The sequence below is a fragment of the Collinsella sp. AF18-8LB genome, assembly GCF_003459795.1.
Classification (GTDB): Bacteria; Actinomycetota; Coriobacteriia; order Coriobacteriales; family Coriobacteriaceae; genus Collinsella.
In genome coordinates this window covers 742,815-757,112 of sequence record NZ_QRWU01000001.1, presented here as the reverse complement: position 1 = coordinate 757,112, position 14,298 = coordinate 742,815, and the positions used below count along the sequence as shown (strand labels likewise).

Annotated in this window: 15 protein-coding genes; all 15 read right to left on the bottom strand. The window is 60.4% G+C overall.

The window, feature by feature from the left end:
* Positions 1 to 12: 12 nt before the first annotated feature.
* The 15 genes from DWX25_RS03335 to rplS all read right to left on the bottom strand — a co-directional run bounded on the left by DWX25_RS03335 (position 13) and on the right by rplS (position 14,149).
* Positions 13 to 1,374, bottom strand: a complete 1,362-nt coding sequence (locus DWX25_RS03335) for an RIP metalloprotease (RefSeq protein WP_117763012.1) — start codon at positions 1,372 to 1,374, stop codon at positions 13 to 15.
* 25 nt (positions 1,375 to 1,399) lie between these two features.
* On the bottom strand, positions 1,400 to 2,587 hold the full coding sequence (gene dxr / locus DWX25_RS03330) for a 1-deoxy-D-xylulose-5-phosphate reductoisomerase (protein ID WP_117763013.1): 1,188 nt from the start codon (positions 2,585 to 2,587) through the stop codon (positions 1,400 to 1,402).
* Positions 2,587 to 3,486 (bottom strand): phosphatidate cytidylyltransferase, encoded by a 900-nt coding sequence (locus DWX25_RS03325; RefSeq protein ID WP_233505238.1) that lies wholly within the window; start codon positions 3,484 to 3,486, stop codon positions 2,587 to 2,589. The genes dxr and DWX25_RS03325 overlap by 1 nt, the downstream gene beginning before the upstream one ends.
* Positions 3,487 to 3,488: 2 nt before the next feature.
* Positions 3,489 to 4,283 (bottom strand): isoprenyl transferase, encoded by a 795-nt coding sequence (locus DWX25_RS03320; protein ID WP_117763014.1) that lies wholly within the window; start codon positions 4,281 to 4,283, stop codon positions 3,489 to 3,491.
* Between the two features lies 1 nt (position 4,284).
* Positions 4,285 to 4,821: a ribosome recycling factor gene (gene frr, locus DWX25_RS03315; RefSeq protein WP_006236112.1), complete on the bottom strand. Its 537-nt coding sequence runs from the start codon at positions 4,819 to 4,821 to the stop codon at positions 4,285 to 4,287.
* 2 nt (positions 4,822 to 4,823) lie between these two features.
* On the bottom strand, positions 4,824 to 5,546 hold the full coding sequence (gene pyrH / locus DWX25_RS03310) for a UMP kinase (RefSeq protein WP_117799089.1): 723 nt from the start codon (positions 5,544 to 5,546) through the stop codon (positions 4,824 to 4,826).
* Between the two features lie 117 nt (positions 5,547 to 5,663).
* Positions 5,664 to 6,533, bottom strand: a complete 870-nt coding sequence (tsf, locus tag DWX25_RS03305) for a translation elongation factor Ts (protein WP_022094736.1) — start codon at positions 6,531 to 6,533, stop codon at positions 5,664 to 5,666.
* Between the two features lie 45 nt (positions 6,534 to 6,578).
* Positions 6,579 to 7,307, bottom strand: coding sequence for a 30S ribosomal protein S2 (gene rpsB / locus DWX25_RS03300; protein WP_117735161.1), 729 nt, complete (start codon positions 7,305 to 7,307; stop codon positions 6,579 to 6,581).
* Positions 7,308 to 7,526: 219 nt separating this feature from the next.
* Complete coding sequence (locus DWX25_RS03295) at positions 7,527 to 8,423, bottom strand: tyrosine recombinase (RefSeq protein ID WP_117799088.1); 897 nt, start codon at positions 8,421 to 8,423, stop codon at positions 7,527 to 7,529.
* A gap of 20 nt (positions 8,424 to 8,443) precedes the next feature.
* Positions 8,444 to 9,781 carry a methylenetetrahydrofolate--tRNA-(uracil(54)-C(5))-methyltransferase (FADH(2)-oxidizing) TrmFO gene (gene trmFO, locus DWX25_RS03290; RefSeq protein WP_117799087.1) on the bottom strand — a complete coding sequence of 446 codons (1,338 nt, stop codon included), beginning with the start codon at positions 9,779 to 9,781 and terminating at the stop codon, positions 8,444 to 8,446.
* 14 nt (positions 9,782 to 9,795) lie between these two features.
* Positions 9,796 to 10,731 (bottom strand): DNA-processing protein DprA, encoded by a 936-nt coding sequence (locus tag DWX25_RS03285; protein ID WP_369831512.1) that lies wholly within the window; start codon positions 10,729 to 10,731, stop codon positions 9,796 to 9,798.
* Positions 10,728 to 12,251, bottom strand: coding sequence for a YifB family Mg chelatase-like AAA ATPase (locus DWX25_RS03280; RefSeq protein WP_117735158.1), 1,524 nt, complete (start codon positions 12,249 to 12,251; stop codon positions 10,728 to 10,730). Before DWX25_RS03280 ends, DWX25_RS03285 begins: the two co-directional genes overlap by 4 nt.
* Positions 12,251 to 12,736, bottom strand: coding sequence for a YraN family protein (locus DWX25_RS03275; protein ID WP_117799086.1), 486 nt, complete (start codon positions 12,734 to 12,736; stop codon positions 12,251 to 12,253). The genes DWX25_RS03280 and DWX25_RS03275 overlap by 1 nt, the downstream gene beginning before the upstream one ends.
* Before the next feature lie 189 nt (positions 12,737 to 12,925).
* Complete coding sequence (locus DWX25_RS03270) at positions 12,926 to 13,714, bottom strand: ribonuclease HII (protein WP_117742722.1); 789 nt, start codon at positions 13,712 to 13,714, stop codon at positions 12,926 to 12,928.
* Between the two features lie 93 nt (positions 13,715 to 13,807).
* Positions 13,808 to 14,149, bottom strand: a complete 342-nt coding sequence (gene rplS, locus DWX25_RS03265; protein WP_006236098.1) for a 50S ribosomal protein L19 — start codon at positions 14,147 to 14,149, stop codon at positions 13,808 to 13,810.
* Positions 14,150 to 14,298: the final 149 nt, after the last annotated feature.

Genomic DNA, 14,298 nt, shown 5'->3' with positions numbered 1-14,298 from the left:
CCAAGCACTCCCCTACAGAATAAATCGAAGGATGTCGGAACGAAGCATATAGACAAACAGCAATGCGAAGAGCGCGACGCCCACATAGCTCACGATCGTCTGGACCTTGAGCGGCAGCTCGCGGCCAGCAATCTTTTGAATGATCTCAATTAGCAGCTTGCCGCCGTCGAGCGGCGGGATGGGCAGCAAGTTCATAAAGCCCAGTGAGAACGAAATGAGCGCGGCAAACGACAAGAACGTGATGGGACCGGCAGCAGCCGCCTGAGAGGACATGACGCTGATGCCCACGATCGATGAGGACTGGTCGAGAATCTCCATCGTATGCTGCGGCTGGAGTAGGCGAATAACGCCATCCGCGGTCTGCACAACATAGGAGAATGACAGACGTGCCGAGGTGATGGGGTCCAAACGGACTACCTGCGTAGAGGCATAAACGCCCAGACGTTCGCCCTCTTTGAGTGCGACCGAGGTCGAGCACTGCTTGCCATCGCGCTCATACTCAATAGCAATATCGTCCTTACCGGCGGCCTTACCGATGGCATCGTAGACGTCCATCCAAGTGGAACATGAGACACCGTCAACCGAAAGGATCGCATCACCGGACTCGATACCCGCCCTGGCGGCAATAGACCCCTCGTCAACCTGACCGATCACGTTGGTATCGATCGGCACGGTGACACCCGCAATGGAATAGATACTCATAAGGAGCAAAAAGCCCGTCAAAATATTGACAATAATGCCCGCGAGCAGCATAAAGGCACGCTTGAGAAAGCCTTGGCCAAGATAGGTGTGCGAACGTTCTTGCGCAAGGAACTCGGCCTCGCCGCACGGCAGCTCCCACACATCGCCCTCGGCAGTTGAATGTTCGCGATCGAAACGGCGACCGTCAAAGGTGGTATAGCCTGCCGTGTCTCGCGGCAGCGTCTGATACTTGGTGGGATAGTAGCTCGGCGAGGGCTTCTCCCCTTCCTCATACCAGGGTGCGATGGAGCCCCAGCCCAGCAATAGGGCGCATGCCTCGAGCACATCCTCCTCGGAAAGCTCGAGCTCGACAGCAAGATCGGCCACGGTCACGCGACCATGACGATAGATAGCCGCAAGCACGCGATCGGCGCACGAGACGTCGGTCGGGTCCATACCGCAGATGGCAGCGTAGCCACCCAGCAGCAGCGGGGTCACGCCAAACTTGGTTCCAATGCGACGCGACGTGTAATGGATGTCAAAGCGGCACGGCAGGCCCAAAAAGAACTCGGTCACACGGACGCCGCAGGCACGCGCCGCCAAAAAGTGGCCGCCCTCGTGCAAAAACACGAGGACGGAAAGCATCAGCAGGCCCCAAAAGACCGATGAGAGAACGCTCAGAACAGTATCCATAAAACGAAATAGCAATCCTTATGGGTTAGGAACGGGTTGCGACGAGCACCTGCACAGCCTTTTCACGCGCCCACGCATCGATGTCGCGAAGTTGCTCAAACGAATCGACCGCCTGCATATCGTGAGCATCCATGCAGGATTCCACAATGCGATCGATATCGGTAAAGCTGCAGCCATCGTGCAGGAAGGCATCGACGGCGACCTCGTTGGCGGCATTGAGCACGCACGGCATGGTGCCACCCGTCTTGCCGGCACGCTCGGCCAGCGCCAGACAGCGGAAGGTATCCATGTCGGCAGCATCAAACGTGAGCTGCCCCAACTCGCGAAAATCGATACGAGGCGCCGGGGTATCCCAACGCTCGGGATACGAGAACGCGAACTGGATGGGAATACGCATGTCGGAAGCACCGAGATGCGCCATCACGGAGCCGTCGGCGAACTCGACCATAGAGTGAATCTTGGACTGACGCTGCACGACCACGTTAATGAAATCGAGGTCGCAGTTAAACAGATGCATGGCCTCAATGCGCTCCAGGCCCTTGTTCATGAGGGTGGCGGAGTCGATGGTGATCTTGGCACCCATGGCCCACGTGGGATGTGCGAGGGCATCGACACGCGTCACGCAATCGAGCTCGTCGCGCGTGCGGCCAAAGAACGGACCGCCCGAGCAGGTGAGCCAAATACAATGAGCCTCGCGCGGGTTCTCCCCCAGATAGCACTGGTAAATGGCTGAGTGCTCAGAGTCGACCGGAATAAGCTGGCCCGGTTGCGCCAACGGCATAAGCAAGTCGCCACCGACGACGAGGGACTCCTTGTTGGCAAGAGCAAGGCGCTTATTCGAGGTCAAGGCCGCATGGCTCGCCTCGAGACCGGCAGCGCCCACAATAGCGACGAGCACGCAGTCGACATCGTCGCGACGCGCGAGCTCGCAAACCGCCTGCGCGCCAACGCCGAGCTTCGTTCCCTCGGGCAACTCCTGCAGCACGGCGTCATCGCCATGAGCGACATCGGCCACGGCAACCGCCGGAACCGAAAACTCGCGGGCAGCGGCAACGAGCTCCGAGGTGCTGGAATTAACGGACAGCGCCGTCACCTGTAGTCGATCGGCATGCTGACGGCACACATCGAGTGCCTGGGTGCCGATAGACCCCGTACAACCCAGGATGGCAACACGGAGGCGTCCATCGGGGCCATACGTCGTCTGGAATGACATTACAGCACGCCTCCGATCATCAAAAGCAGCTGCGCGGTAATGCAGCCGAAGATAAGCGAATCGCTACGATCGAGCATGCCGCCATGGCCCGGGATAAGATTGCCGGAATCCTTGACGCCCACGCCACGCTTGATGCGTGACTCGATGAGGTCGCCGATAACGCCCAGGACGGACACGACCACGCCGCACAGCAGCGCATAGGGCAGGCTGAGCTTGTAGAAGTGCGTCGCCCACAGGATGAGCCAAATCAAAACCGAGCCCAGGATGCCACCAACAAACCCCTCCCAGCTCTTTTTTGGAGAGATCTTGGGAACCATCTTGTGCTTGCCGATACGGCTGCCCACGATGTAGGCAAACGAATCGGAGACCCAAAGGGACGCGCAAACGCCCACCGAAAGCAGAGCGCCGGCAAAACCGGGCACGGAATCGCGCAGCAGCACGATAGCCGACAGCATAAAGCCAGTGTAGATGGGACCCATGAGCGTCACGGCCACATCAGAGATGCGGGTACGCGGCGACCAGACATACCAAATGCCCACCGCGAGCATCAGGGCAAAAAGCAGGGCATTCAACAACATCGAATCGCCCAACGCCGACAGCGGAAAGAGCACGGCGGCAGCGATACCCATACGCTCGTTCGCCATCTTGCCATCGAGCTTTGTCATACGGAAAAATTCATAGCAGCATAGACCGCTCATGACGGAAACAAAGATGGCCGTGGGCACGATACCCAAAACCAGGCACAGGATAAAGACGACGGCGTAGACGATACCGGCGGCGGCACGGGTAATAAAGCCCGCCAGCCACGAACCGGTGCCACTCTTCGCTGCAGGCGCTCCCGCAGTGCCAGCTTTGCGCGCAGGCGTCTTGGGAGCAGATCCCTTGGGACGATCGGACACGATTAAGCCTCCTCGGTCTTGCTCAGTCCACCAAACCTACGGTCACGGCCCTGATAGGCCAAAATGGCGTCGACGAGGCCCCAGCGATCAAAGTCGGGCCAATAGGTATCGGTGACGTAGAACTCGGAATAAGCCACCTGCCACAGCAGATAGTTCGAAAGGCGCAGCTCACCAGAAGTGCGAATCACAAGCTCAGGATCGGGAAGACCGGCGGTATAGAGGTGGGAAGCCACCATGTCGTCATCAATTGCGGCAGGATCGATCTTACCGGCGGCAGCGTCGAGCGCAATCTGACGGACAGCGCGGGTAATCTCGGCACGCGCGCCGTAGTTGACGGCAAGCGCCAGCGTCATACCGGTGCGATCGGCGCACTCGGCAAGACCGCGTTCAAAAACGTCGCGGGTCTTCTTGGGCAGCGCGGAAATGTCACCCAAAAAGACGACGCGCACGTTTTCGCGCTTCAGAAGCGGCAGCTCGTCGATAAACGTCTTGGCAAACAGATGCATCAAGACGTTGACCTCATGCTGCGGACGGTTCCAGTTTTCGGTAGAAAACGCATAGGCAGAAAGCACGTCGACGCCCAGACGCACACAGGCAGTAATGATCTCGCGAAGGGAGACGATACCCGCCTTGTGGCCCTCAGTGCGTGCAAGACCGCGCGACGTGGCCCAACGACCGTTGCCGTCCATGATGCACGAGATATGGTGCGGAATGTTATTGAGGTCAAGGTCGGAAAAACCGACGCCCGCAGGGGCGTCGGCAAAGTACTCGACCAGTTTATGCTCGTCGTATTGCACCTTAGATCTCCATGACCTCGGCTTCTTTTTCCTTCAGAAGCTCCTCGACCTTAGCGACATACTCATCGGTGTGCTTCTGGACCTTAGCCTGCTCGCGACGGACATCGTCCTCGGTGAGCTCCTCATCGCGCTCGAGCTTGTTGTTGAAGTCGCGACGGATGTTACGGATAGACACCTTGGCCTGCTCAGCGTACTCGCGGCACTCCTTGACGAGCTCGCGACGGCGCTCTTCGGTGGGAGCCGGGAACGGCAGACGAACGACGGTGCCATCGGAGTTGGGGGTAATACCCAGATCGGAAGCGCCGATGGCCTTGACGATAGCGTTGATGAGCGCCTTGTCCCACGGCTCGATGAGCAGCATGTGGGCCTCGGGGGTCTTTACGGCGGCAACCTGCGTGACCGGCGTGGGAACACCGTAATAATCGACGGTGATGTCGGACAGAATGTTAGCGTTGGCGCGGCCGGTACGGACCTTGGAGAAGTTATGCTTGAGGGACTCGAGCGACTTGTCCATGTGGGCGGTGATGTTCTCTGCCATGCTTAATCCTCCTGATAGACGAGCGTGCCGACGGGCTCACCCGAAAGCGCGCGCTTGACGGTGTCCTCGCCATCGATGTTGAGGACCAAAATCGGCATACGGTTATCCTGGCACAGTGCCGTAGCCGTGGAATCCATAACCTGCAGACCGCGGACGAGCACCTCATGGTAGGTGATCTTGTCAAACCGGACGGCGTCAGCATACTTGACGGGATCCTTGTCGTAGATGCCGTCAACCTTGGTGGCTTTAATCAGAATCTCGGCGCCGATCTCGCACGCACGAAGAGCCGCAGCGGTGTCGGTCGTAAAGTACGGATTGCCCGAACCGGCGGCAAAAATAACGACGTTGCCCTTGGAAAGGTGATTGATGGCGCGACGGCGAATATAGGGCTCGCAGATCTCGTTCATCTGGATAGCGCTCATCACGCGGCAGGGAACATCGTTATGCTCGAAGGCATCCTGCAGGGCAAGCGCGTTCATAACGGTTGCCAGCATGCCCATGTAGTCGGCCTGAGCACGCTCCATGCCACCGGCAGCGCCGGCCATGCCGCGGAAAATATTGCCACCGCCGACAACGACGCCGACCTCATGACCAACGGCGAGCAGCTCCTTGACCTGCTTGGCAAGATGGTCGGTAACCTTGGGGTCAATGCCATATTGGCCGTCGCCCATCAGTGCTTCGCCGGAAAGCTTCAGAAGCACGCGTTTATATCGGATGTCGGACAAAGCGATCCTCCTTTAATTAGACTTTTAATATGATAACAAAGGCTTAACGGGGAGCCATGAAAAAGCAGGCTGTGAGTAAAACCCACAGCCTGCTCATTACCAGCTACAAGAGCTTATTTACTCGCCACGGACCAGACGGTCAAAGGCAACGACGGTAATGGTGTCGCCGAGCTCCTTGGAGACCTGCTCAGCGTACTTCTTGATGGTGAGGGAGCTGTCCTTGATGAACTCCTGCTCGGTGAGCACGGACTGCTTGTAGAACTTCTCCAGACGGCCGACAGCCATCTTCTCCTGGATAGCCTCGGGCTTGCCGGACTCGGCAGCCTGAGCCATGTAGATCTGCTTCTCGTGCTCGACGGTCTCGGCCGGAACCTGATCGCGGGTGGCGCAGATCGGCGCGACGGCGGCAACCTGAAGGGCAACGTCGTGAGCGAAGGTCTTGAAGGACTCAGCCTGAGCGGTCTCGGCCTTCTCGAAAGCGAACTCGACGAGGACGCCAATCTTACCACCCATGTGGATGTAAGAAGCGAGCGCGCCGTTCTCGGCCTTGCGGGCGGCGAAACGGGAGATCTTCATGTTCTCGCCCATGATGTGAATCATCTCGGTGAGCTCGGAGGAAACGGTCTCCTCGCCCATCGGCTTCTCGAGCAGAGCGTCGACGTCAGCAGGCTCGGTGGTAGCGACAACCTCAGCGACCTTGGAAGCAAAGCCGGTGAACTTGGCGTTGGAGCCAACGAAGTCGGTCTCGCAGGAGAGCTCGAGCAGAGCGCCGGTCTTGCCATCCTCGGAGACGAACGCGGCGACAGCGCCCTCGTTGGTCTCACGGCCAGCCTTCTTGGCGGCCTTGGCAAGGCCGTTCTTACGCAGAACGTCGACAGCGGCGTCCATGTCGCCGTCAGCCTCGACGAGAGCCTTCTTGCACTCCATCATCGGGGAGTCGGTCATCTCGCGGAGCTGCTTGACCATAGCGGCGGTAATCTGGGCCATTGTGGTTCCTTTCAAAGAGATGAAAAAGAATTAACTAAGACTGATTTACTCGGCCTTGGGCTCAGCGGCCATCTCGGCCTCGGAGACCTGCTCCTTGCCGGAGCCAGCGAGGCAGGCGTCAGCCATGAGCTCGCACATAAGGGTGACAGCGGAGATAGCGTCATCGTTGCAGGGGATGCCGTACTCGACCTCGTCGGGATCGGAGTTGGTGTCGATCAGAGCGACGACGGGGATGTTCAGGCGCTGGGCCTCCTTGATGGCGTTCTCCTCGCGCTTGGTGTCGATGACGAAGAGAGCCTGGGGCAGACCCTTCATGTCGCGGGCGCCACCGAGGTTGGTCTGGAGCTTGGTGAGCTCCTTGCCGAGCACAGCCTGCTCCTTCTTGGGGAGCACTGCCATGCGGCCGTCATCGACCATGGCCTCGAGCTCCTCCATGCGGTTGATGCGGGAGCGGATGGTGACGAAGTTGGTCAGCATGCCGCCGAGCCAACGCTGGTTGATGTAGGGCATGTTGGCGCGCTCAGCAGCGTTCTTGACGGCCTCCTGAGCCTGCTTCTTGGTGCCGACGAACAGCACGTTGCCACCCTTGGCGACGTTCTTGACGAAGGTGTAGGCCTGGTCGGCGTCGAGGATGGTCTGCTTGAGGTCGAGGATGTAGATGCCGTTGCGCTCACCGAAGATGAACGGCTTCATCTTGGGGTTCCAGCGACGGGTCTGGTGACCGAAGTGGCAGCCGGCCTCGAGCAGGGTGCGGATATTAATCTTGGTAGCCATGTTAAACCTCCTGTGGTTTGCCTCCGCGCGGGGTCATCCTCCAAAACCAACCCGGACATGTGCTACCAAAGCCCGGGCACCACGGTATGAAGTAGCCGCGCGTGTGTGATAAAAACCTGTTGCCGTGAAGCAACCCGATGAATGATAGCAGGAATGCATCTTCCTGCCAACCCGCAATCAAAACCACACACCTGAGTGCGGCGCAGGACGTCCCAGCCACTATTCGCCGCGGGGATGGGCTTGAGCCACGGCCCGCTTAAGCCGATCGGGCGTGAGATGCGTGTAGATCTGCGTCGTGGACAGGCTCGCATGACCCAGCAGCTCTTGAACCGAGCGCAGGTCCGCACCGCCCTCGAGCAAGTCGGTCGCAAAGGTATGGCGCATCGCATGCGGGGCGATGTCGGCCGGAATTCCGGCGAGCGTCGCCAGCGTATGGAACCGCCGCCTGAGCATGGCGGCGCTCATGCGATTGCCGCGCGCCGATATAAGCAGCGGATGCACGCCGTTTGCGCCGTCGCTTCGCCTTGCCTGCGCAAGGAGCTCCGGCCTCCCCTCCTCTATATAGAGACGGGCCGCCTCGAGAGCACGCCGATAGAGCGGCACGATACGCTCCTTGCTCCCCTTACCCCAAAGTCGCAACGTTCGCTCGGACCAAGCGATGGACTCCACATTGAGCGCCGCGAGCTCAGAGATGCGGGCGCCGGAGGCATAGAGCAGCTCGAGCATCGCCGCATCGCGCAATCCCGCGGGAGTTGAGGTATCGGGGGCTTTGAGGAGCGCCTCCACCTGTTGGTTCGTCAGCACACCGGGCAGATCAAGCGGGAGCTTGGGCGAGGATATCGCCGAGACCGCATCGCCCTCAACGATCCCCTCGGCAGCCATCCATCGATAAAGTGAGCGAATGGCAGACAAGTGCGCCGCAAGGGTCCGAGCCGCCACCTGGTCACGCGACAGCTCGGCCAAATAGGAGCGAACCGTCCGTACGTCGGCGGCACGCGCATCGACGCCTTCGCGCTCGCACCATGAAGCGAAACGCTCCAGCCGCGAAGCGTAGGCGGTCACCGTGTTGGGAGCGAGCCCTTCGACGCGAGCAATATAGGCGATGAACGAGTCGATGGTGTCGTACAGGTCAAAGGCTATGACCGGTCGCCTCCAAACAGATCGGGGCGAGTGGCCAGATAGGCATCAAGAGCTTCGAGCGCACGGTCCGCATAGGCCTGGTAGCGGTCGCGCTTACTGCGGCGCTTGCCGTCCTCGAGCGGTGGCACGAGGCCAAAGTTGACGTGCATGGGCTGATAGCCCACGGTGGCAGGATCGGTCGCATAGCCCACGAGTGCACCCAGGGCGCCCACGCGCGGCAGCTCAACAGGCTCCGCCTCGATTGCCTCGGCATAGGTGTTGAGCGCGGCGAGCAGACCGGTCGCCACGGCCTCCATATAGCCTTCGGTGCCGGTGATCTGGCCGGCAAGGCGCACGCTCGTACCGGGCACGGCAAAGGTGCCATCGAGCACGTGCGGGGCGTCGACAAAGGTATTGCGGTGCATGACACCGTAGCGGAAGAACTCGGCGTTCTCCAGGCCCGGCACCATATGGAAGACGCGCTTCTGCTCGCCAAAGGTCAGGTTGGTCTGGAAGCCCACCAGGTTATAGGCAGTCTTCTCCTTGTTCTCGGCACGCAGCTGAATCGCTGCCCAGGGGCGACGTCCGGTACGCGGGTCGGTGAGGCCGACGGGCTTCATGGCGCCAAAGCGAATGGCGTCCTTGCCGGTGCGCGCAACCTCCTCGGCAGGCTGGCATGCCTGGAACAGATCGCCGCCCTCAAAGTCCTTGAGCACCACGCGGTCGGCCGTGGTGAGCGCCTCGATAAAGGCCTCGTACTCTTCCTTGTTGAGCGGGGCATTGAGGTAGTCGCCACTCCCCTGTTCCTCGTAGCGCGACTGCGAGAACAGCACGTCCATATCAAGCGTGGAGGCATCGACGATCGGTGCCGCGGCATCGAAGAACGCAAGGGCGTCGCCACCGACGAGCTTCATGACCTCTTCGCTCAGCGCCGGCGAGCACAAGGGGCCGGCGGCAATGACCACGTGACCCTCGGGAATCCGCGTGACCTCGCCGTGAATGATCTCGATATTGGGACGGGCGGCAACCTCGGCCTCGACAAGCTCGGAAAACTTGACACGGTCGACCGCCAGGGCACCACCGGCGGGAACAGCCGCGCGACGGGCGCAATCGAGCAGGACCGAGCCCATGCGCTCAAGCTCGGCCTTCAGCAAACCAGCCGCAGAGTCCGGACGGGTCGACTTAAACGAATTGGAGCAGACGAGCTCTGCCAGGTGATCGGTATGGTGGGCCGGGGAGCTCACCTGGGGGCGCATCTCGCACAGCTTTACGGCGAATCCGCGGTCTGCCAGCTGGATCGCGCATTCCGGACCCGCCAAACCGCCACCGATAACCGTCACCTGATCAAACAGCATCTGCAAACACCTTTCTAATTGACACGTTTTCCATTGTGACCGAAGGGGGTCTGGGCGTGAAGGGCAAACTTGGAGGGCGCATACCTTCCATCCATCATGCGCTCGATAAGACCCTCGAGCTCAAGCGAACCTAGGAGTTTGAGTACGCCGACGGCATCGAGCGAGACGAGCGCCGCGATGTCATCGACCTTGAGCGGAGAGGCGATGAGCGCATGCATCACGGTCTGCCGTGTTGGATCCAAGTCGGCAATACCGGGAGCATCGGGGCGCGAGTAGCGCAGGGTGCCGTAGATGCGTGAAATAGCCATCTCAATAGATTCCTCGTCGATGATGCAGCAGGCACCGTTCGCAATGAGGTAATTCGTGCCACGCGACTCGGGCGATAGGATCGACCCCGGCACGGCAAGAAGTTCGCGCCCCAAATCCATAGCAGCCTCGGCTGTAGAAAACGTCCCGGAAGGCATACCCGCCTCGGATACAAAGAGGGCTTGCGACAGGGCCGCGATCACACGATTGCGGCGCGGAAAGGCAAACCTGCGCGGACCCATGCCCCACGGAGAGATCGACACGATCGCGCCACCCGTATCGAGCGTGCGAGTAATAAGCCCCGCGCTCGAACGCGGGTAAACCACGTCGGCGCCCGTCCCCAGCACCACGACGTGTTTGCCGCCGGCGTTGACCGCAGCCCAACCCGAGGCCTGGTCACAACCGACCGCGCCGCCCGAAACAACCGTCACTCCCGCCTCGACCGCCACCTTTGCCGCAAGCTCTGCCACGGCAAGACCATACGGAGAGGCCTTGCGCGCGCCGATGATGGAGAGCGCAGGCGTCGAAAGCACCTCGGGGTTGCCGCGCACAAAGAGCGTCTGGGGTACATCAGAAAGCTCCAAAACGGTCTCGGGATACAACGCGTCACCTGGATGCAGCTCGAAGGTCCCCTCGGCCATCATTGGTCCCTCCTTCCCTGGTACATCGCCGCCTCGAGCACGTGATCCTGCGTCACCTGCTCGCTCTCGGCGACGTCGGCGATGGTACGTGCGATACGCACCAGGCGCACGATGCCGCGGCCCGTGAGATGCGTGCGCTTTGACAGGCCGAGCACACACTTCTCCGCCGCATCATCGAGCTCAAAGGTCGAAACGACGCCGTCAATGGACCGCGTCTCATCATCCTCGGCCTCGGCGTCCGCATCGTCCATACGGGATTCGCGCCAAGCGCGAAAAGCACGACCGCGCACAACGAAGTCACGCAACTCGGCCGACGACATACCCTCCGCACCCTCGATAATCACTTGGGGGTCGGGACGGGTCACATCGATCATCATGTCGATACGGTCGGCCAAAGGACCGCGCAGCTTTGCCCGATAGCGCTCCACCATCGATGCCGAGCAGCGGCATGGCACCTCGCGATCGCCCAAAAAGCCGCAGGGACAGGGATTGCTCGCGGCCAGCAGCTGAAAGCGCGACGGGAAGGTAAAGGCCCCGTCGACGCGTACGATCCTCACATAGCCGCGTTCGATGGGCTGACGCAGCGTCTGCAGCACACCCGTGGGAAACTCGGCAAGCTCGTCCAAAAAGAGCACGCCGCCATGAGCAAGGCTGATCTCACCCGGATGCACCGGGCGTCCTCCGCCGATAAGGCCTGCGGTCGAAATACTGTGGTGGGGACTGCGGAAGGGCCGGTGCCCCGCCAACAAGCCATCAATGTTCTCACCCAAGACCGAATGGATGCACAGCGCCTCCTGCTGGTCCTCAACGGAAAGCTCGGGCAGGATGCCGGTCATACGACGGGCGAGCATCGTCTTACCCGATCCCGGGGACCCGATCATAAGCAAACCGAGCTCACCCGCTGCCGCCAGCGCCATGCCGCGTTTGGCAACCTCCTGCCCTAGCACGTCGGCATAGTCGAGTTCGGGCTCAAAGGTCGCCTCGAGCACTTCAGAATCCAAGTAGTGCCGCGCGGCATCGCCCATACCATGAGCAAGCTGAGACAAATGATCGATAAATCCGCAATCCACGCCCGCAAGCGGCACATGCTGATCGGACCTGCCGGCGATAAAGGACAGCCCCATATCACGCGCCAATAGCTGAAACGCCACCTCGCCCTTGACAGGAAGCACCGTACCGTCCAAGCCAAGCTCACCAGCAATAAGACAACGATCGAGGTTGTCGCGGGGAATCTGACCATCGGCTGCCAATACCGCGATGGCGATGGGCAGATCAAAGCCGCTACCGGTCTTGCGAATATCGCCGGGCGCCAGATTGACCGTAATGCCCGAGCGCGGAATCTCGAACCCGGCGGAGCGCATCGCACAGCGAATACGACCGCGCGACTCCATCACCTCCATACTCGGGATGCCGAGCATCTGGATGCCCGGAACGCCACCGGCAAGCGAGACCTCGACCGTGACGTGAATCGCCTCGACGCCGCGGATGCAGGCCGCGTGAACGGCAAACGTCTCGAACGCCATCACGACACCTGCCAATCGAACGCGTTGTACTGATGCTCGATCTCGGCGATATGCCCGCCACGAATGGTGACACCCACGGCATCGAAGCGAATCGCCTTGAGCGGATAATGCTCCATGAGATAGCAACTTGCGATGCGGCGATAGCGGCGTTGCTTTTGGGCGTCCACGGCCTCCTCGGGAAAGACCCGCGCGTTGCAATCCAGTGCAACGCGTCTGGTCTTGACCTCGGCCATCACCACGACATCGTCGAGCTCATCGAGCAGCACCAGATCGGCCTCGCCCTCGGCGCAGCGATAGCCCTGCTCCAGCAAGGTGTAGCCGCGCTCGTTATAGTAGTCGATGGTGATCAGCTCGCCCAGCATGCCCAGCTCGCGGGGGCTGAGTCCCTTGATAAGCTCGGGCGTCATCGCCCCGCAATCGAGCTCGCCGTTTTCCCAACGCTCCTTGAGCTGCTGCGACTTGCTCTTTTTGCATGCGGCACTCATGGGGTCTCCTTTCCCGCACACTGCATTGCCCCGATGATGAGGGCACCTTTCATGCGGGTAAGTACCGGAAACAAACCAAAAGCTGACCAAATGCCGACAAAAAATGGGCCGTACGCAACAATCACGTTGCACACGGCCCGCTACCAGCAGGTTTATAAAACGCCAGGGGTCCCTTTCTCCACAATTGATCTAGAAAAGGCGCTCAGTCTGCAAAAAGTTTCCGCAAAAGCTCACGCGGTGCAGTGGACAAAGTCCATGTTTGCGAATGGCCTCGATATGCTCGGGGCTTGCATAGCCCTTCGACTCGGCCAGATGGTACTCGGGGTACTCGGCGTCGTACTCGACCATCATCTCATCACGCGTGACCTTGGCCATGATGGACGCCGCGGCGATGCAGGCGATTTTGGCATCGCCCTTCACCACATCGCGCTCGTTAGGAACGGCGCCCAAGGGGTTGCCATCCATGAGGACGCAGTCGGGCTCGAGCCCCGTATCGGCCACGGCGCCCGCAACGGCAGCGCGGATGGCGCGGGCCATGCCCATATCATCGATATCCTTCGGCGCGATATGGCAAAAACCGATCGCCGTCGCCACCTCGGCAATCTTCACCGAGAGCAGCTCGCGGCGCGCCGGCGTGAGCTTTTTGGAATCGTTGATACCCCAGACGCGCGGCTCCATAGGAAGACAGACGGCGCACACCGTCAGAGGACCGGCCACCGATCCGCGACCCACCTCATCGACACCAACGACCACCCCATCGCCGCCAAGCTCATGCATAAGCTCGTACATGTCATTGACACGCTCACGCTCGGCAAGCTCTTTGGCATGGCGTTTGAGGGCGCGTTCACAAGCCTTGATCACCTGCTGGCGCGGGTCCTCGCGATAATGCTCCACGAGGGCGGGAATCTCCTCAAACGTAGCGCTCGCCAACTCACCGGCAACCTGCGATGCCGAAACCGAGCTCGTCATGTTGGCCATACCAGGCCCTCCTTGCATGCAAATCAGATAAAAAGAAGGGCCACCCGAAGGTGACCCTTGTGTCCAAACGAGTGGACAGACGCTGCGATCTTCTTAGCGCTTCTCGGGGATGCGAGCAGCCTTGCCCACCTTGTCGCGGAGGTAGTACAGCTTGGCGCGACGGACGCGACCATGACGAACGACCTCGAGCTTGGCGATCTTGGGGCTGTGAAGCGGGAAGGTACGCTCAACACCGACACCGAAGGACATCTTGCGGACGGTGAAGGTCTCGCGGGCACCGGCGCCGGCCATACGGATGACGTCGCCCTGGAAGACCTGGATGCGCTCGCGGTCGCCTTCCTTAATGCGGTAGTGAACCTTGACGTTGTCGGCGACGCGAACCTGAGGAATGTCCTCGCGGATCTGCTGACGCTCGATTGCGCGGATGTAATCCATGTGCAATTCCTTACTCTTCTAGAGGTGCCGTACCACCTTGGCCGGCACGTAGTTGAACAAACGTATTCGAGTATACACGCGCGGGTTTCTGCTGCAAGAACAATTTTTTACGCAGACAAAAAGACAAAACCCGCACATGATAACCGCCC

Coding starts and splice junctions, on each gene's coding strand:
- frr (WP_006236112.1), bottom strand. CDS start 4,821: ATGGCAGAGAACATCACCGCCCACATGGACAAGTCGCTCGAGTCCCTC.
- DWX25_RS03270 (WP_117742722.1), bottom strand. CDS start 13,714: ATGGCCAACATGACGAGCTCGGTTTCGGCATCGCAGGTTGCCGGTGAG.
- rpsB (WP_117735161.1), bottom strand. CDS start 7,307: ATGGCTACCAAGATTAATATCCGCACCCTGCTCGAGGCCGGCTGCCAC.
- trmFO (WP_117799087.1), bottom strand. CDS start 9,781: ATGCTGTTTGATCAGGTGACGGTTATCGGTGGCGGTTTGGCGGGTCCG.
- dxr (WP_117763013.1), bottom strand. CDS start 2,587: ATGTCATTCCAGACGACGTATGGCCCCGATGGACGCCTCCGTGTTGCC.
- DWX25_RS03285 (WP_369831512.1), bottom strand. CDS start 10,731: ATGATGGCCGAGGGGACCTTCGAGCTGCATCCAGGTGACGCGTTGTAT.
- DWX25_RS03335 (WP_117763012.1), bottom strand. CDS start 1,374: ATGGATACTGTTCTGAGCGTTCTCTCATCGGTCTTTTGGGGCCTGCTG.
- DWX25_RS03280 (WP_117735158.1), bottom strand. CDS start 12,251: ATGGCGTTCGAGACGTTTGCCGTTCACGCGGCCTGCATCCGCGGCGTC.
- tsf (WP_022094736.1), bottom strand. CDS start 6,533: ATGGCCCAGATTACCGCCGCTATGGTCAAGCAGCTCCGCGAGATGACC.
- DWX25_RS03275 (WP_117799086.1), bottom strand. CDS start 12,736: ATGAGTGCCGCATGCAAAAAGAGCAAGTCGCAGCAGCTCAAGGAGCGT.
- rplS (WP_006236098.1), bottom strand. CDS start 14,149: ATGGATTACATCCGCGCAATCGAGCGTCAGCAGATCCGCGAGGACATT.